The organism is Microvirga pakistanensis (assembly GCF_004458765.1).
Taxonomy (GTDB): Bacteria; Pseudomonadota; Alphaproteobacteria; order Rhizobiales; family Beijerinckiaceae; genus Microvirga; species Microvirga pakistanensis.
The window spans coordinates 25,452-42,815 of sequence record NZ_SPJX01000332.1 but is presented as its reverse complement, the minus strand read 5'-3'; the positions used below and the strand labels follow the sequence as shown (position 1 = coordinate 42,815).

Annotated in this window: 17 protein-coding genes; 10 read left to right on the top strand and 7 right to left on the bottom strand. The window is 64.8% G+C overall.

Going from position 1 to position 17,364, the window contains the following annotated elements:
* Window positions 1-60 precede the first annotated feature (60 nt).
* Both E4K09_RS17600 and E4K09_RS17595 read left to right on the top strand, forming a co-directional pair.
* Complete coding sequence (locus E4K09_RS17600; RefSeq protein ID WP_134499091.1) at window positions 61-381, top strand: 2Fe-2S iron-sulfur cluster-binding protein; 321 nt, start codon at window positions 61-63, stop codon at window positions 379-381.
* A 15-nt stretch (window positions 382-396) separates the two neighbouring features.
* Window positions 397-822, top strand: a complete 426-nt coding sequence (locus tag E4K09_RS17595; RefSeq protein WP_134499090.1) for a universal stress protein — start codon at window positions 397-399, stop codon at window positions 820-822.
* Between the two features lie 101 nt (window positions 823-923).
* On the opposite strand, the gene E4K09_RS17590 is transcribed toward E4K09_RS17595, so the two are convergent.
* The 5 genes from E4K09_RS17590 to E4K09_RS17570 form a co-directional block, all read right to left on the bottom strand.
* Window positions 924-1,496, bottom strand: coding sequence for an NUDIX domain-containing protein (locus E4K09_RS17590; protein ID WP_244610565.1), 573 nt, complete (start codon window positions 1,494-1,496; stop codon window positions 924-926).
* 6 nt (window positions 1,497-1,502) lie between these two features.
* A complete protein-coding gene (locus tag E4K09_RS17585; RefSeq protein WP_134499089.1) occupies window positions 1,503-2,072 on the bottom strand; it encodes a hypothetical protein in 570 nt (189 codons plus the stop codon).
* A gap of 5 nt (window positions 2,073-2,077) precedes the next feature.
* Window positions 2,078-3,253, bottom strand: a complete 1,176-nt coding sequence (locus E4K09_RS17580) for a vWA domain-containing protein (protein ID WP_134499088.1) — start codon at window positions 3,251-3,253, stop codon at window positions 2,078-2,080.
* 53 nt (window positions 3,254-3,306) lie between these two features.
* A complete protein-coding gene (locus E4K09_RS17575; protein WP_134499087.1) occupies window positions 3,307-5,097 on the bottom strand; it encodes a cation:proton antiporter domain-containing protein in 1,791 nt (596 codons plus the stop codon).
* A gap of 201 nt (window positions 5,098-5,298) precedes the next feature.
* Window positions 5,299-6,585 carry a cystathionine gamma-synthase family protein gene (locus tag E4K09_RS17570; RefSeq protein WP_134499086.1) on the bottom strand — a complete coding sequence of 429 codons (1,287 nt, stop codon included), beginning with the start codon at window positions 6,583-6,585 and terminating at the stop codon, window positions 5,299-5,301.
* Between the two features lie 104 nt (window positions 6,586-6,689).
* On the opposite strand from E4K09_RS17570, the gene E4K09_RS17565 reads away from it, so the two are divergent.
* Both E4K09_RS17565 and E4K09_RS17560 read left to right on the top strand, forming a co-directional pair.
* Entirely contained in the window at window positions 6,690-7,538 is an 849-nt protein-coding gene (locus E4K09_RS17565) for an AAA family ATPase (protein WP_134499085.1), read from the top strand.
* The gene (locus E4K09_RS17560) at window positions 7,538-8,062 is read left to right on the top strand and encodes a SixA phosphatase family protein (protein ID WP_134499084.1); all 525 of its coding nucleotides are present in this window, start codon (window positions 7,538-7,540) and stop codon (window positions 8,060-8,062) included. The genes E4K09_RS17565 and E4K09_RS17560 overlap by 1 nt, the downstream gene beginning before the upstream one ends.
* A 36-nt stretch (window positions 8,063-8,098) precedes the next feature.
* Here E4K09_RS17560 and E4K09_RS17555 read toward each other — a convergent pair whose 3' ends face one another.
* The gene (locus tag E4K09_RS17555; RefSeq protein ID WP_166802381.1) at window positions 8,099-8,617 is read right to left on the bottom strand and encodes a GNAT family N-acetyltransferase; all 519 of its coding nucleotides are present in this window, start codon (window positions 8,615-8,617) and stop codon (window positions 8,099-8,101) included.
* A gap of 164 nt (window positions 8,618-8,781) precedes the next feature.
* Here E4K09_RS17555 and E4K09_RS17550 point away from each other — a divergent pair, with 164 nt between their 5' ends.
* The 6 genes from E4K09_RS17550 to dksA all read left to right on the top strand — a co-directional run bounded on the left by E4K09_RS17550 (window position 8,782) and on the right by dksA (window position 15,605).
* Window positions 8,782-9,813: a hypothetical protein gene (locus E4K09_RS17550; RefSeq protein ID WP_134499082.1), complete on the top strand. Its 1,032-nt coding sequence runs from the start codon at window positions 8,782-8,784 to the stop codon at window positions 9,811-9,813.
* 42 nt (window positions 9,814-9,855) lie between these two features.
* Entirely contained in the window at window positions 9,856-10,407 is a 552-nt protein-coding gene (locus tag E4K09_RS17545) for a hypothetical protein (protein WP_134499081.1), read from the top strand.
* Between the two features lie 206 nt (window positions 10,408-10,613).
* Window positions 10,614-12,431, top strand: a complete 1,818-nt coding sequence (locus E4K09_RS29230; protein WP_166802380.1) for a calcium-binding protein — start codon at window positions 10,614-10,616, stop codon at window positions 12,429-12,431.
* 144 nt (window positions 12,432-12,575) lie between these two features.
* The gene (locus E4K09_RS17535; protein WP_134499080.1) at window positions 12,576-14,024 is read left to right on the top strand and encodes a YcjX family GTP-binding protein; all 1,449 of its coding nucleotides are present in this window, start codon (window positions 12,576-12,578) and stop codon (window positions 14,022-14,024) included.
* Window positions 14,021-15,007, top strand: coding sequence for a YcjF family protein (locus tag E4K09_RS17530; RefSeq protein WP_134499079.1), 987 nt, complete (start codon window positions 14,021-14,023; stop codon window positions 15,005-15,007). The genes E4K09_RS17535 and E4K09_RS17530 overlap by 4 nt, the downstream gene beginning before the upstream one ends.
* Before the next feature lie 178 nt (window positions 15,008-15,185).
* On the top strand, window positions 15,186-15,605 hold the full coding sequence (gene dksA, locus E4K09_RS17525; RefSeq protein WP_134499078.1) for an RNA polymerase-binding protein DksA: 420 nt from the start codon (window positions 15,186-15,188) through the stop codon (window positions 15,603-15,605).
* 87 nt (window positions 15,606-15,692) lie between these two features.
* Here the strand turns inward: dksA and E4K09_RS30690 are convergent, their stop codons facing one another.
* The gene (locus E4K09_RS30690; protein ID WP_166802379.1) at window positions 15,693-16,958 is read right to left on the bottom strand and encodes a hypothetical protein; all 1,266 of its coding nucleotides are present in this window, start codon (window positions 16,956-16,958) and stop codon (window positions 15,693-15,695) included.
* Between the last annotated feature and the right edge of the window lie 406 nt (window positions 16,959-17,364).

The window sequence follows — 17,364 nt, the reverse complement described above, 5'->3', positions numbered from 1 at the left end:
CCGTCTCTCGTCATTCGGTGCCCCGTGTCTTAAATATGCGCCGTCACAAAGAGGTCCGCAATGATCAAGATAACATTCATCGATGCCGAGGGCACCGCCCGGACAGTGGAGGCCGAAGAAGGCTCGACCGTCATGGAGACGGCCGTGCGCAACGGCGTTCCCGGCATCGAGGCGGAATGCGGCGGCGCCTGCTCCTGCGCGACCTGCCATGTTTATGTGGACGAGGAATGGGAGGCCGTGACCGGCCAGCCGCAGCCGATGGAGGAGGATATGCTGGATTTCGCCTTCGACGTCCGTCCCAACTCGCGCCTGTCCTGCCAGATCAGGGTCCGCCCGGAAATGGACGGGCTCGTCGTTCATACCCCGACCCGTCAGGGCTGATCCGGAGGCTTTGTCATGTTCAGGACGATCCTGGTTCCCGTCGATCTCGGTGAAATCGGAGCGGCGCAACCCGCCCTCGACAAGGCGGTGGAACTCGCCGAAAGCGGCGAGGGCAGCATCCGCCTCATCTATGTGCGGGCCATCGTGCCCGTCACCTACATGGAATTCATGCCCCCGGCCTTCGACCAGGAGCAGCAGGACGAGGCCGAGAAGAAGCTCGCCGAGCTGGCCGCCCAGGTGAGCCTCCCGGCCGAGCGCGTCTCGGCTGTGGTGCGCCTCGGCTCCGTTTACAATGAGGTGCTGGACGAAGCCGAGAAGATCGGCGCGGACCTCGTCGTCATCGGCTCGCACCGCCCGAGCATGGCGACCTATCTTCTGGGCTCGAACGCCGCCACCATTGTGCGGCACGCCAGGTGCTCGGTGCTCGTGGTGCGGGCTTGACGGGACATCGCCTCCCCGGACTTGTTCCGGGGGTCACGTCTTCAGCTGCGCAGAAGCGTGGATGGCCGGGTTAAGTCCGGCCAAGAGGGGCGGGCAAGCATTCAAATCAAACGCTTGAGCCTGAGGATTCCGAAGGAGGCCACGGTTCCGGCATCCTGAATGGTGCCGTTCAGGATCATCGTCTCCACCTCGGCCAGCGGAAAGGCTCCGGTCACGAGGTCCTGTTCCTCCTGCTCCAACCGGCGGCGGCCTGGCTTGAGATCCGTCGCCAGGAAAATCCGGTAGCTCTGCGTCACGGTTCCATAAAGGGGATAGAGCTGTCCCACTTCCTGGATATCGCCGGCCAGCAGTCCGGTCTCTTCCTCCAGCTCGCCTCTGGCGAGACTGCGCGGATCGGCACCGGGCTGGCCTTCCCATGAGCCTTGGGGGAACTCCCATTGGCGGCGGCCGATGGGATACCGGTATTGCTGGACCAAATGGACGATGCCGTCCTCGACGGGGACGATGATCACGAAGTCAGGCTTGTCGACGACGCCGTAGATTCCGAGCGAGCCATCTCTGCGGCGGATCTGATCCTCGCGGACCGTCATCCACTTGTTCTCGTAAACGATCCTGCTGCCGACCGTTGCGATGTCGGGCTGCCGCTCGTTCGCGTCTTCGAGGCTGCTCGTCATGAAGAGTCAGCCCGCCTTCGGCATCAGCTCGTCCGGCAGTGCGCCGGAGCTGAAGGGGCGCGGCTTGTTGAGGCGCACCATCGGCTCGATCTGCCAGACGCCCACGGCGGCGAGCAGGGCTCCGATCAGGGCGACGCCGGTCGAGCCCATCCGAGCAGCCTGCCAGATCAGATAGGCCATGAGGAGCAGGGACAGGACGGCGACCGCCGCCGTCGAGAACCAGAGCCACCAGGGCTTGCCGGCGATGAAGCGGGCCTGCGGATTGGCCTTCACGATGGCCTCGCACAGGCTTCGGGCAAAAGCCCGGTACTCGGCCGTCATCTCCTGCGCCTCGATGAGGCTTCTCCAGGTGAGGGAGCTGAAGCTGAAGGCCTTGCCGTCCTTCATCGTCACCTTCGTGCGGAAGGATCTCTGGCCGACTCGTCCAGGCTCGTAGGTCATGCGCACGGTCTCGACCGCGCCGAGGCGCACTTCGTGCACCTTGCGGCCGGAATCCACGATCAGCCGGTCGCCCTGGATGGCGAAGCTTATCGGGCCGCCCACGGGGCGGGGGCTATGGGTATAAGTCTGCGTCATGGGCCTTAGCGTACCAGTTCGCGCATGGCGTGGTCTATGCCCTCGACCGTAAGAGGGTGCATGCGCTCGGAAAAGAGCTGCCGCATGAGGGCGATGGACTGGGTGTAGGTCCAGTGGCTCTGCGGCACGGGGTTCAGCCAGACGGCCTTCGGGAAGTGGTCGAGAATGCGCCGGATCCAGACTCCGCCCGCTTCCTCGTTCCAATGTTCCACGGAGCCTCCGGGATGGGTGATCTCGTAGGGGCTCATCGAAGCGTCGCCGACGAAGACCACGCGATAATCGGACGGATAGGTGCGGATCACGTCGAGGGTCGGGATCTTTTCGTCGAAGCGGCGCCGGTTCTCCTTCCACAGGTGCTCGTAGACGCAGTTGTGGAAGTAGAAGTGCTCGAAATGCTTGAACTCGAGCCGCGCCGCCGAGAACAGCTCTTCGGCTACCTGGACATGCCAGTCCATGGAACCGCCCACGTCGAGGAAGAGCAGAACCTTCACGGCGTTGCGGCGCTCCGGGCGCAGGCGCACGTCGAGATAGCCCTTGTGGGCGGTCTCGTGAATGGTCCCGTCGAGATCGAGCTCCTCCGGCGCGCCGGCGCGGGCGAAGCGGCGCAGCCGCCGCAGCGCGATGCGCATGTTGCGCACGCCAAGCTCCACGCTGTCGTCGAAATCCTTGAACTCGCGCCTGCCCCACACCTTCACGGCCCGGAAGTTGCGGTTCTTGTCCTGGCCGATGCGGATGCCTTCCGGGTTGTAACCATAGGCGCCGTAGGGGGAGGTGCCGGCGGTGCCGATCCACTTATTGCCGCCCTGATGCCGGCCCTTCTGCTCCTCCAGGCGCTTCTTCAAGTTCTCCCAGAGTCTGTCCCAGCCCATGGCTTCGAGCTGCCTCTTCTCCTCCTCGGTGAGGTAGCGCTCGGCGAGTTTGCGCAGCCATTCCTCGGGGATCTCCGTCTGTCCGAAGGCCTGCCCCATCCGCTCGAGGCCTTTGAACGCATGGGCGAAGACCTGGTCGAAGCGGTCGAAATGACGCTCGTCCTTCACCAGGCAGGCGCGGGAGAGATAATAGAATTCCTCCACGCTCTTGTCGGCCAGATCCTGGTCGAGCGCCTCCAGGAGGGAGAGATACTCCCTCAGCGAAACGGGCACCTTGGCCGCGCGCAGCTCTGTGAAGAAGGTGAGGAACATCGCATCAGTGTCGGGCGGGATTCGGGAAGGTCAAGCGGGAAAGGCGCAATCCCCTACTTGCCCACGGTGCGCCGCGCCCGGAACTCGATGCGCTCCGGCTTCTTGTTGCTCTTTCTCAGCAACGAGCGGAACTCGTCGCGCCGCTCGTGAATGGAGGCGATCACCAGGCCCATCGGTACGCCGATATCGGCCAGCACCGCCTCGCTGAGCTGAAGGGACGCCTCGATGGTCTCCGGTACCGCATCGTCGACGCCGAGCTCGTAGAGCTGGGCGGCGTGCCTGGCGTCGCGGGCACGGGACACGATGGTGATGTCTGAGCGCTCCTGGCGGGCCGCCGTCACCACCGCCTCGATGGCGCTCGGCGTGTCGAGGGTGATGACTAGGGCGCGGGCCTGCTCGATGCCGCAGGCGTGCAGGAACCCGGCGTGAGCTCCGTCACCGAAGAACACCGGCTTTCCGGCCTTGCGCTCCTCGGCCACGCGCAAGGGGTCCATGTCGATGGCAAGATAAGGCACCTTGTGGCGCTGGAGCATGTCGCCCACGAGCTGGCCGACGCGGCCGTACCCGGCAACGATGACGCGGCCCGGCTCCTCGGGCGGCGGGGGCTCGGCGGCCTCGGGGTTCAGGGGGCGTTTGCGCTCGAGGCGGCGGCTCAGGCGGCGCCCGAGACGGGCCAGGAAGGGGATCGCCACCATCGTGATCGTCGTGACGAGCAGCAGGTTTTGCCCGACTTCCCCTGGAACGAGCCCCGCCGCCATGGAAGCTCCCAGGATGACAAGGGCGAACTCGCCGCCCGGCCCGAGCAGCAGGCTGGTTTCCGCCGCCTCCGGAGCGTTCAGGCCGAAGGGCCGGCTGAGCCAGAAGATGATCACGCTCTTGATCGCGATCAGGAAGGTGGCGACCGCCAGGATCGTCATGGGCGCTCCCAGGAAGCGCACGACGTCGAGGCTCATGCCGACCGACACGAAGAACACGCCAAGCAGCAATCCCTTGAACGGTTGGATCGTCGTGTCGACGGCGCGGCGATATTCCGTCTCGGACAGGAGAATGCCCGCGATGAAGGCGCCGAGCGCCATGGACAATCCGCTCACCGCCGCGATCAGGCTCGTCACCATCACGACGAGCAGGCAGGCCGCCATGAACAGTTCCGGACTCTTGGTGGCAGACACCATCTGGAAGAAGGGGCGGAGCACCAGGCGCCCGAGACCGACGATGATCGCGAGCGCCAGGGCCGCCTGGAACAGAGCCGTCCCGAAGGACAGCATGGTGACTTCGGGCTGGCGCGTGTCGAGAGCCGCGATCGCGAACAGGATCGGCGCCACGGCCAGATCCTGGAACAAAAGGGCGGAAAAGCTCGCCCGTCCCGCCGCCGAGCCGAGGCGCTTCTGCTCGGCCAGGACCGGCAGTACGATGGCGGTGGAGGAGAGGGCCAGCGCAATGCCGATCAGCGCCGCCGCCGCGATGGAGTCCACGACCTTGAACGCGAAGAGGCCCAGCGCCAAGGCACAGAGCAGAACCTGAAGCGTGCCGAACCCGAAGACCTGGCGGCGCAGGATGCGCAGGCGCTGCCAGGACAGCTCGATGCCGATGGTGAAGAGCAGGAACACCACGCCGAACTCGGCGAGCCTCGACGTGCCCTCAGGGTTGGTGAAGGTGAGCCAGTCGACCCAAGGATAGTCGGGAATGAGCCGTCCGAGACCATAGGGGCCGAGCAGGGCGCCGGCTGCGAGGAACCCCAGAACGGGGCTGATCTTCAGCCTGTGGAACACCGGAACGACGATGCCTGCCGTAGCCAGAAAAAGGATGGGCTCCTGATAGGCATGCAGGTCGATCGCGGTACTCATGTGATCCTTCCGTTCGGGCGCATTGTGGTTCTACGCAGAACGGGAGCGCAAGGGCAATCTGCTGCAATCTGCCCCTGCGCGACCACATGTGCCGGGTACCGCCGATACCCGTCATGGCCGGGCTTATCCCGGCCATCCACGTCGTCCTCGATGCCGTGGTTCCTCGGGCGTGGACCCCGGCTCAAGGCCGGGGAAGACGGATCACCCGAGCGTCGCGAGGGCCTGGGCGAGGTCCGCCACCAGATCGTCCGGGTGCTCGATGCCGATGGAGACGCGGATCGTGGCGTCCGTCACGCCGAGCCGGTCGCGGGTTTCCTTCGGGACGCCGGAATGGGTGGTGGAGGCCGGATGCGAGATCAGGGATTCCGTGCCCCCCAGGCTGACCGCCAGCTTGAACACCTGAAGGGCGTTGAGCACCCTGAAGGCTTCCGCTTCGCCGCCCTTCACGTCGAAGGAGAAGGTGGAGCCGGCAGCGTCGCTCTGCGCCTCGTAGACCTGGCGGGCGCGCGAGCCTTCCGGCAGGTAGGCGAGGTGGTGAACCTTTGCGATGCTCGGGTGCTCGTGCAGGAACCCGGCCACGATCTCCGCATTGCGGTTCGCGGCCGACATGCGAAGCGCCAGGGTTTCGAGGGAGCGGCCGATCATCCAGCAGGAATGCGGATCGAGCTGGGTGCCGATGGCCGAGCGCAGCAGGCGCACGGCCTTCATGTGCTCCTTGGAGCCCAAAGCGGCGCCGGCGATCAGATCCGAGTGCCCGCCCACATACTTGGTGAGCGAATAGACCGAGATGTCCGCGCCGTGCTTCAGCGGCTTCTGGAAGAGCGGCCCGAGCAGGGTGTTGTCGCACACGATGATCGGACGGGCGCCTTGAGCCTGCCCGATCTCCTCCGCGACGGTGCGGATGAGGGCCACGTCCACGAGAGTGTTGAGCGGGTTCGACGGCGTCTCGATCATGATGATCGTCACCCGGCCCTTGGCCTGAGCCGCCTTCGCCGCCGCGCGGATGCCGGCCTCGTCGACGCCATCGCCGAAGCCCACGGCCGCGATGCCGAAATTGGCGAGCGTCTTGGCGATCAGGGTTTCCGTGCCGCCGTAAAGCGGCTGCGAGTGGAGAACCACGTCACCGGGGCGGGCATAGGCCAGGATCGTGGTTGCGATGGCCGACATGCCGGAAGAGAAGAGGAGCCCCGATTCGGCCTCCTCGAAGATGGCGAGGCGATCCTCGACGATCTCCGCGTTGGGATGGTTGAAGCGGGAATAGACGAGGCCCGCGGTCTCGCCTTTCGGCGGCTCCTTGCGACCGGCGACGTAGTCGAAGAATTCCTTGCCGTGCTCAGCGCTGTTGAACACGAAGGTCGAGGTGAGGAAGACCGGCGGCTTCACCGCGCCTTCCGACAGGGTCGGATCGTAGCCGTAGCCCAGCATGAGGGTCTCGGGCTTCAGCTTGTGATTGCCGATGCGATCCTTGTGATAACGGTTGTAAGCCATAGGTACTTGTCCTCCCACGTTTGTTATGGGCTTACAGGATGAGAGCGGTTGCCGAAAGCCGGGAGTGCGACTTAGGCTCCGCTCAATGACCAAGGAAGGGCGGGATGGCGCGTTTTACCGGAACTGAAAGCTATGTGGCGACGGAGGATCTGACCGTGGCCGTCAACGCGGCGATCACCCTGGAGCGCCCCCTTCTCGTGAAGGGCGAGCCCGGCACAGGCAAGTCCGTGCTGGCGGAGGAGATCGCCCGCTCCCTGAACGCGCCGCTCCTCACCTGGCACATCAAGTCCACCACCAAGGCCCAGCAAGGCCTTTATGAGTACGACGCGGTGTCGCGCCTGCGCGACAGCCAGCTCGGCGACAGCAGAGTTTCGGACATCCGCAACTACATAAGGCGCGGCAAGCTGTGGGAGGCTTTTCAATCGGAGACCAGGCCTGTCCTGCTGATCGACGAGATCGACAAGGCTGACATCGAGTTCCCGAACGACCTCCTGCTCGAACTCGACCGCATGGAGTTCTTCGTCTACGAGACCGGCGAGACGGTGAAGGCCCGGCAGCGCCCCATCGTGGTCATCACCTCGAACAACGAGAAGGAGCTGCCGGACGCGTTTCTACGCCGCTGCTTCTTCCATTACATCAAGTTCCCCGATGCCGAGACCATGGCTCGCATCGTCGAGGTCCATTATCCCGGCATCAAGCACCGGCTCGTGGAGGAGGCGCTTAAAGTTTTCTTCGAGGTGCGCGAGGTTCCGGGACTGCGCAAGAAGCCGTCCACCTCGGAGCTCCTCGACTGGCTCAAGCTCCTGCTGTCAGAGGATATCGGCCCGGAGCAATTGCGCGAGCGCGATACCCGCAAGCTCATTCCTCCGCTCCATGGGGCGCTCCTGAAGAACGAGCAGGACGTGAGCCTATTTGAGAAGTTGGCTTTCATCGCAAGGCGGGAAGGGCGCTGATGCTGCGCCTGCTGCTCCTCCGCCATGCCAAGGCCGCCTGGCCTCCCGGTGCTCTCGATGTGGACCGGCCGCTCGCCGCCCGGGGGCAGGAGGCCGCCGTCGCGATGGGTAAGTACATCAAGCGCGAATTCCTTGTGCCGGACCTCGCGCTGGTGTCCTCGGCGCGCCGGACACAGGAAACCTGGGAACTCGTGCGGCCCATCATCGGCGAGGTGCCGAGCCGGCACGACGGGCGCATCTACGAGGCTCCCGTCGCGCGGCTGCTCACCGTCCTGCAGGAGGTGGAGCCGGAAGCGCGCACGGTTCTGATGATCGGCCACAACCCGGGCTTCGAGGATCTGGCGGGCTTCCTGATCGGCGAAGGCGACATGGACGGGATTCTGCGGCTCGGCCGCAAGTACCCGACCGCGGGTCTCGCCGTCATCGATTTCCCGCAGGAGAGCTGGTCCCGCGTCACGCGCAAGTCCGGACGGCTGGACCGCTTCGTCACGCCCAAATCGATCGGGGCCGGCGAGGACGATTAGAACAGGTCCGGCGAACCAAGGAAATCGGCTGAACGCTCAGGGATCGGGGGCGCCGAACTCGATGAACAGCAACTCCTCGTCGTAGAAGACATCGCCGACGCGCAGAGCCTTCCGTTCGATTCCATAGGGCCTGAAGCCGAGGGCGTGATAGGTGCGCCGGGCGCTTTCGTTGGTCGTGCCGACGGCCGCTTCGAGCATGATCACGTGCCGGGAGGCGTGGTCGATCACCTGCTCGACCAGCCTCTTTCCCAATCCCAGACCTCGCCGGTCCGCCTGGACATAGACGCCCCACATCAGGCCCTTGTGCGAAGCCTTGGCGCGCTCATGGACAGCAAAGCCTGCCATGCCGACGAGGCGGTCTCCTGTGAAGGCTCCGAAGATCGCATTGGGACTTGTGGCGGAGATGCGCGCCCGGATCGTCTCCAGAGGGAGCGGCGCTTCCTCCTCATGGCTGGAGCCGAAGGCCTCCGGGCTGGCGGCGAGGGCCTCCAGCCTGAGGTCCCGGTAGGCCTGGGCGTCCGAGGGTTCGAGGCGACGGATCATAACGTCTGTCATGAAAGGTCTCGCTGAAGGAAGTCGGTCGCTGGTGGAGCGCCAGGTGACAACGGTCACGATCGGGGATGCTTCGGCCCGCCGGCCTGAACATATCGGCCCCGCCATCGTTTCTCCTGAAAACCACCTTAGCCATCTTCAGTCGTTCGCGGGATCGAAATCTCACCATGCTGCTTCAGACGCTTCTTGCGCTCGGGCTTGCCGGACGCGCCCTGCTTCCCGACATGGCGGAACTCCTGGTTCCCGGGAAGGCGCTCCAGGCGCGCTATGAGCCCCAAAGCCGCGAGGTGAGCAACTGGCGCTCCGAGGCCATCGACGCTCTCGAGCCGAAGACCGTGATTACCCTCGCGGCGCTCTTCAAGGCCGAGCGCCCCTTCGTCACCCGCTGCGTGAAGCTGAACAACTACTGGTGCATCAAGAGCGCCCGCTGGAACGGTGAACTCGCCACCGACAGCGAAGGGCATGTGGGCTTCGCCTCCGCCCATCACGGGGCCGATGCCGCAGCCCTGCTGCTGAAGCGCTATTATCTGGATTTCAACCGCAAATCCGCCCTCGACATCGTGCGCCGCTGGGCTCCGCCCGAATGCGGAATCGCCACCGGGATCGGCGGGATGGCGGTCCTGGCCGTCCGGGGAATCGGGGGCACGGTCCGGGCCCGGTATCTCGCCTCGCGCCGGAAGGGCAGGGTGGTGCAGTACACCGCCAAAAGTGGCTCCGGCGGCAGGCCGGGCCGGGTCTCGATGGTCATTCCCATGACCCAGAAGACGCCGCAATACAGGGTGCCGAGCATCGCCGCAGGAATGGGCGAGAGGCCCAAGGCTCCCGACCCGAGGCCCCTCGTCGTCCAAAAGCCCAGGCCCGAGCCCAAGCCCAAGCGCGAGCCCGCCACGACGGCCTCCGCCACGCCTAAGCCGCAGGCTGCCTCCGCCTGCGGGTCCGACGAGCAGCGTCTGCGCAACTATGCGAGCCGCATGGTCGAAGGGCTGGGCGTGGGTCCTACCGACGACCTCAAGCTGTTCACGGCGGAAGGCAGGCCCCTGCCGAACCTGGCCCGGGTGATGCTGGCGATGTCGGCCTTCGAACTGGGGGCGGTCCGGGCCAGTCCCGATCTCGTGCAGGCCGCCATCGAGCGGGCCACCGAGAAAGTCGAGGCGAGCGCCAGGGAGCGCCCACCCGTCGTGCCGCGCCTTGACAATTAACCGGGCCATGCCTGGAATGGCCGGGAGTCGGGCCGACGCGGCGTGTTTTCCCCGCTCCGCAACGGGTTAGCGGCAGCCGATCAATCGTCGGATGAAGCCGTCGGCGGCTCGGAGGGGGTCTTCTCGGGGCAGAGTGCAGGATTGACCGTGGTTTCCATTCAGCAGGTCCCCGATGTCGATGCGGCGACGGGACTCGCCGTCACCTATGTCGCCGCGCATGCCCCTTTCAGCGCCTATCGGGCCGACAAGCTCGTGGGCTCCATCGCCGGGCAGATCCGCCGCCGCCACTACGCCTTCGCCGTACGTGACGGCGTGGTCGTCGGCTATATCGGCTGGGCCCTATGCACGCCCGCGATCGCCAGGAAATGGCTCGAGAACAACGAGGCACCGACATTCGAACAATGCAGCCAGGGCGACGTGCTGGTCGTCATGGTGGTCATCGCGGAAGATCGCAGCGCCATATATCGCCTCCACGCCTATATTCGGAAGCGCTACACAGGGCACGCCTATATGGCGCTTCGACCCGCGAGAGCGGAAAGGCCCGTCCGGCGGGGCCGGATGGGGATTGTGGTAAAACATCCTGACCGCGCTTGAGCAAGCTGCAAACCGTTCAGGAACAAAGGCCTCGAAAGCTCCTGCGGAAGCTGGTTCCGAGAGTAACCATCTCTCGGATCTGCATTCCCGGTGTGATTTTATTGCAAATCCTCCCATGGCCGGATATTAGCAACTTTATTCTCTACCTTTCAGGCTTCGCCGTAATTGCGAAGCCTGCATTCCTATGCTCGGGGAGATTCAGGATCGTGGCCATCACAACGAAGACTGTCGCCGAATATTTGGCAGGAGCGCCTTTTCCGCCGGGAAGCATCGCGATCGTCGATACGGCCGAGGCGATCAACACCCTGACGTTCGAACAGATCGCGGCCTTGGCCGGCAACGGCGTCGTCTCGCTCAATGCCAACCCGAACGATGCCGTCCGGGTGTCGCTCACTTGGGCCGAATTTCAAGCCCTGGGCACCGTGGCCCTCAGCGCCGACGACGTGATCGAGCTCGCCGATACCGAGGCGGCCATCAGAGGGCTGAGCCAAGCCCAGGTCAATGCCCTCAATGCCAAGGGCGTCGATGTCATCGACGCGGACGGCGGATCGCTTCAGGTCAATGCAAATGTCGCCGCATGGGTAGGGCAGACCAATCTGACTTTTGATGCCGCCGATCTCGTCACGATCAGTGACAGCGATATAAAGCTTTCCTTCTTTTCAGCTCAACAGATTACGGCCCTCTCCAATAAGGGCATCGATGTTTTTGACTCGACCACCAATACCTTTTCCCTTGCTGGCGCCGACCGGGCCATTGCCATGGCGCAATCGAACATTGTCCTCGCGGAAGGGGACGACGTTTCCCTGTCCCTTAACAGCCAGGAGCTATCCCGCCTCTCGATTGCCCATCTGACAAGTCTCGGCATCAAGGGGCTCGACAGCATCGATGCAGCCGACGGCAAGCTCACTCTCTCCCTCGAGCAATACGACGCGATCACGAACCCTCTCCAGGAGATTACGCTGACAGCCGATGACCAAGTCACCATTGCTCTCAGCCTCACCGACCTGGCAATCCTCCGAGACAGCGAGATCGCGGAATTCGCAACCAACAATGTCGATGACGTATCCCTGAATGCGTCCGGGCAGATCCTGGGCACGCTCAGTCCCTCTGCGTTGTTCTCCCTCGCCGACCGAGGGGTGACCATCATCGATGCCAGCGACAATGTGCTGGGCCTCACGCTCGCCCAATACAACGCCATCAGCCCCGTTGGCGGGATGAAGCTGACGGTGGCGGACAACGTCACCCTGTCGGCAAGCTACGACGACATGACGATCCTCGACGACGAACAGATCGCCGATATGCGAGCCAACGGCGTCGATGTCCTGACGCTCAAGGCTACGGGCCAGGCTCTCGGCGCCCTGACGGTCGAGCAGATCTCCGCCCTGGCCACCAGGGGCGTCAATGTCTTCGACGCCCAGGACAACAGGCTCACCCTGACCAACGCTCAATACGCCGTGCTCCATACCATCGGGCTTTCGGCCGCCGATGTCGTGACGATCTCCTCCAGCGCCAGTCACGTCTTGTCATCCCAGGCGGATCACCTCACGCTGGCAGGCAATGCTCTCCGGGGCACCGGCAACAGCCTCTCCAACAAGCTGATCGGCAACGCGAAGAGCAACACTCTCAGCGGGCTCAACGGCAATGACACCCTGGGGGGCGGGCTCGGCAACGACACGCTCTATGGTGGCAGGAACAAGGACGTGTTCGTCTTCGACACCAGGCCGAACAAATCGAGCAACCGCGATACGATCAAGGACTTCTCGGTCGCCGACGATACGATCTGGCTGGACAACGCCATCTTCACGAAACTGGGCTCGGGTTCTCTATCAAGCCCGCGGAAACTGGCCTCGAGCGCCTTTGCCATCGGCAGCAAGGCGGCGGATTCATCCGACCGGATCGTCTACGACAAAAAGACGGGTTATCTGTCCTATGATGCGGATGGTTCGGGCAAGGGGGCCGCGATCATCTTCGCAAAGATCAACACCGGCCTGAAGATGACGGCTTCGGACTTCTACGTGATCTAGAACGGCATTGCCGACAAGGCGAAATTTATCGCGATGCTCTTCCGGCGGGCTTTGCCGGAGGAGAAAGAAAAGCGGAGCCTGGGCTTTATCTTTGACCTTTCGAATCCCATGTGATCTCGAGCCACAGCAAAGTTCAGGTTCCGCGTGCCTCTCTTCACCGATCTTGCCTCCCGCGCCGGCTCTGCCGCGCAATCGCTCTGGGAGGCTTCCGGCCAACTGATCCAGCCTTCGCTCCGTCTCGGCGTCACGGGGCTCGCCCGCTCCGGCAAGACCGTGTTCACCACGGCTTTGGTTCATCACCTGACGCGAGGCACCAATCTCCCGGCCTTCCGCGCCTCCGCCGAGGGCCGCATCCGGCGCGCCTATCTGGCGCATCAGCCCGACGACGCCGTGCCGCGCTTTCCCTTCGAGGAGCACATGGCGGCGCTCACGCAGGACAGGCGCTGGCCACAATCCACGAGCCGTATCAGCGAGTTGCGGGTCGATATCGAATATGAGCGTAAAGCGGGCTGGCGCCCTGGACCGGCCGCGCTGGCTCTCGACATCGTGGATTATCCGGGCGAGTGGCTGCTCGACCTGGCGCTTCTCGACGCGGGCTACGCCGAATGGTCCCGCCAGACGATCGATGCCAGCCGCAAGCCCGCCCGGGCGGCCATTGCTGGGCGCTGGCACGAGATTCTGAAGACCCTCGACCCGGCCGGGGCTCCCGACGAGGTGCTGGCCTCGCGGGCGAGCGACACTTTCAAGGATTACCTGCTCGCGCTCCGCTCGGGCGCGGAGGCCGTGGCGACCACGCCGCCGGGCCGGTTCCTCATGCCGGGCGATCTCGCGGGCTCTCCGGCGCTGACCTTCGCGCCTCTCGACCTGCCCAACCGCCAGCCCATCCCGCCGGGCAGCTTCGCGGCCCTCATGGAGCGCCGCTTCGAAGCCTACAAGACGCATGTGGTGAGGCCCTTCTTCCGCGATCATTTCCAGCGCATCGACCGCCAGATCGTGCTGGTCGACGTGCTGGCCGCCATCGACGCCGGGCCAGCCGCCCTGGCGGAGCTGGAGGAGGCGCTCGATCAGGTGCTCATGGCGTTCCGGACGGGACGCAACACGCTGCTCTCCCGGCTGTTCTCGCCTCGGGCCGACCGGGTGCTGTTCGCCGCCACGAAGGCCGACCACATCCATCACACCGATCATGACCGCCTCGATGCAGTATTGCGCCTTCTCGTGAACCGTGCCTCGCGCCGCACGGAAGCCGCGGGCGCACGGGTCGGCACGGTGGCCCTCGCCTCGATGCGGGCGACGCGCGAGACGAGCGTGCGCGAGGGCCGGGAGACCCTTCGGGCGGTGGCGGGTATTCCGGAGGCGGGCGAACGTGTGGGAAGCGAGATCTTTGACGGCGAGACCGAGGCCGCGATCTTTCCGGGTGAACTGCCCGAAACCGCGGAGGCCATCTTTCAGGGGGCCATCGAGCCCGGCTCCTTCCGCTTTCCGCGCTTCCGGCCGCCGCGGCTGCCTGTCGATGCGGCGGGCCGCATGGCGAAAATGCCCCATATTCGCCTCGACCGTGCTCTTGAATTTCTCCTGGGGGACCGTTTCGCATGAGCCGCCAACCTCGCGCCTTCCGCCTCGACGATCCCAACGTGACCGGCGGCTCGATCCAGGTCACGGAGGAGCCCTTCGACGCCATCGAGGCGGCAGACGGCGTCGTCGTGCCCATGGGTGAGCGTCGGCGCGCACCCTGGATGGGCATTCTGCTGTCGGCCCTAGCGGGCCTTCTCGTCCTGGGGCTCGGGCTCGCGCTGGAGAACCTGATCGTCGAGCTCTATGCCGTCGCTCCCTGGCTCGGCTGGGTGGCTCTTGCGCTTGCGGTGCTCGCCGCCTTCGCCTTCCTGGCTCTGGTGGGACGCGAAATTTCGGGGATCCTGCGGGAGCAGAAGATCGAGAAGCTGCGGGAAGCGGCCGTCGATGCCCTGGCGGTGAAGGATCACAGGGCGGCCAAAGGCATCGTGGCCGATCTCGTGGCCCTCTACGGGACCAGGAGCGGCTCCGCCACCGGGCGCGCCAGGCTTAAGGAGCTGAGGGACGAGATCATCGATGCGGACGACAGGCTCGCCATCGCCGAGCGCGAGCTGCTCGCGCCCCTCGACGTCCAGGCCAAGCGGGCGATCGCGGCGGCGGCCAAGCAGGTGTCCCTGGTCACGGCGGTGAGCCCCCGGGCCATCGTGGACGTCGCCTTCGTGATCTTCGCGGCCGTCCGGCTGCTGCGCACCCTGGCGCGGATCTATGGCGGCCGGCCCGGCCTGTTCGGCTTCCTGAGGCTGGCCAAGGCGGCGCTGAACCACCTTGCCGTCACGGGCGGAGTGGCCGTGGGCGACAGCCTGATGCAGCAGGTTCTGGGGCTTGGCCTGGCGGCCCGGATCTCGGCAAAGCTGGGCGAGGGGGTGTTGAACGGGCTCATGACCGCCCGATTCGGCTTGGCTGCGCTTTCCGTCTGCCGGCCCTTGCCCTTCATTCGGGAGGAAACGCCGAAAATCGGCGATGTCGCCGGCGAGCTGATCAGCCGCGCCGAGGCTGCTACCTCCTAAGAGGTATCCGGCTCATGGTGCGGCAAATCGTACGGAGCTTTGCTTTCCCTTACAATTCAAGGATTTCCGAGACCGGCGTCCGGCCATTTAGACAAATCGATGATATGAAAGAGCGTTGTCGGGACATCCACTTCCCTATATAGGGGCGCCACAGTTCATCGGGGAACAACGGCCGAACATGACAGACATCGTTATTGATGAGGGTTATCGACCGACAGAAGACGAGCCCTTCATGAATGAACGGCAGAGGGAGTATTTCCGGCGCAAGCTGATCCGCTGGAAGAGCGACATCCTCAAGGAGGCTCAGGAAACCCTCGCAACCTTGCAGAGCGAGAACGAGAACCATCCTGACCTGGCAGACCGCGCCTCTTCTGAAACGGATCGTGCGATCGAGCTTCGCGCGCGCGACCGGCAGCGCAAGCTGATTGCCAAGATCGACGCGGCCCTGGCCCGCATCGACGATGGCTCCTACGGATATTGCGAGGAAACGGGCGACCCGATCTCCCTCAAGCGCCTTGAGGCTCGCCCCATCGCGACCCTCTCGCTGGAGGCTCAGGAGCGTCACGAGCGCAACGAGCGGGTCTACCGGGACGACTGATCTCTCCCGTCATTCCAACAAAAACAAAAAGGGCTCCGGTGACGGAGCCCTTTTCATTTTCAGCGCATGGTCCCTGCCGGTGCCCGGCTAACCCTTCTTGGAGGGATCGAGCGGACGCCCGAGCAGACGGGCGAACTCGGCCTCGATGTCCTCCACGGAGAAGGGATCGGGTTCCTTTCGCGGGGCGGAGGCTACGGCAGGCTCCGGCTGCTGCGGAGGGAGAGGAGCAGGGGCCGAGGCAGGAGCTGGAGCAGGGGCAGGAGCTGGAGCAGGAGCTGGAGCAGGGCGTGCGGGTGCGCTGGCCGGGCGCGGCGGCTCGGGCTGCGGAGCAGCCGCAGGCGCCTCCACGAGATCCTCAAGGTCCTCGTTCCGGTAATCCGTGCGAGCGTCCTCCGGCTGAGCGGTTTCGAGCAGGTCGTCCTCATCCGCAACGGCTTCTTCCCGTTGCTCGTAGGCCGGGACCGGAGGAGGGGTCATCGCCGCCGCAGGACGCTTCAAAGCCTCCTCGAGCTGCTTGGCCATGTTGGATAGAACCGCTGCGTCGGGGCCGGCCTTGACGGCAGGCGCAGCGGGCTTCTCAACAGGCGGAACGGGGAACACCCGGACGGAGTCGTCCTGGGCGGGACGTGCGGGCGGAGTCGGGGCGGTCGGCGTGGCCCGGGACTGGAAAGATGGCGGCGTGACGGTCGCACGCGGCTCGGCGCGCTCGACCGGAGGCGCGGCGGGCGCGCTCGGGGCGGGAGGCGTACGCGCCTCGGCCCGGAGGGGCGTCACGGCCGGGGCCGCCGAAACCGAAACGTTGTCCGGCTTCATGACAGGCTCCGGACGAGCCGGAACAGGCGCGCTGATGGAGGCGACGGCCGTAAGCTCCTGATCGACGTCCGAGTGCTCCGAGGGGCGGCGAACGAAGGCGTCGAGCTGGGCCGCGAGCTGCGTCTCGATGGACGGGCGTCCGTTGGTTTCGACCTGTGCGGGCCGCGGGGCCGCCTGGTCGAGGGCAGGTTCGAGCCGCTCCGGTCCCGGCTCGCTGGCGGTAACCGGAACGCGCGCGCCGGCCGCGCGGACGATGTTGGTCTCGATCACCACGTCGTTCGGTCCGCCGATCAGAAGGAGATGCTCGACATTGTCCCGGCGCAGCAGGAGAAGCTGCCGCTGACGGTCGAGATCGTAGACATCGACGATGCCGAGGCGGGGTTGGCGACTGCGGGACCTGTCATTGCCCGGCATCATGAGGCGGGCGCCGGTAAGCTTGCGCAGCACCAGGCCGAACAAGGCGACCAGGGCCAGGATGATGGCAAATGCGATCACGAAGAGAACAGCCCGCGACGCTTCAATACCAAAAAGTGATGACACGATGTAATCTCAAGCCTTGTGGGGGCCTTTGGCAGGCCGGTTCTGTGTTGGTTGTACCACATTGATCGTCAAAGCCAGCCGCAAGGTTAACGGATGGTTAACGGCAGGAATTCTGCTTGGCGGCATATGGGGTTCACGGGAGGCTCTGCAATCCGCGCGGAAGGGGGGAAAGGCTCTCAAGCACCCAAAATGTGGCCTGCACGGGGCGATCCTCAAGCATTCCCCGGAGAATTTTCTCCCCCTTGCGTCACCGCTTGATGCCGCCTTGAGCACCGTGCAGCCCTCTGGGTCCGCAACAAACAATGCTCTTAACTTAAGAAGATAACATCGGATCGACGCGAAAAGTGCAGGTCCACTTTTGCGTCCGATGCTTTAGAGGACAATCAATGAATTCCGTGTAGGACGC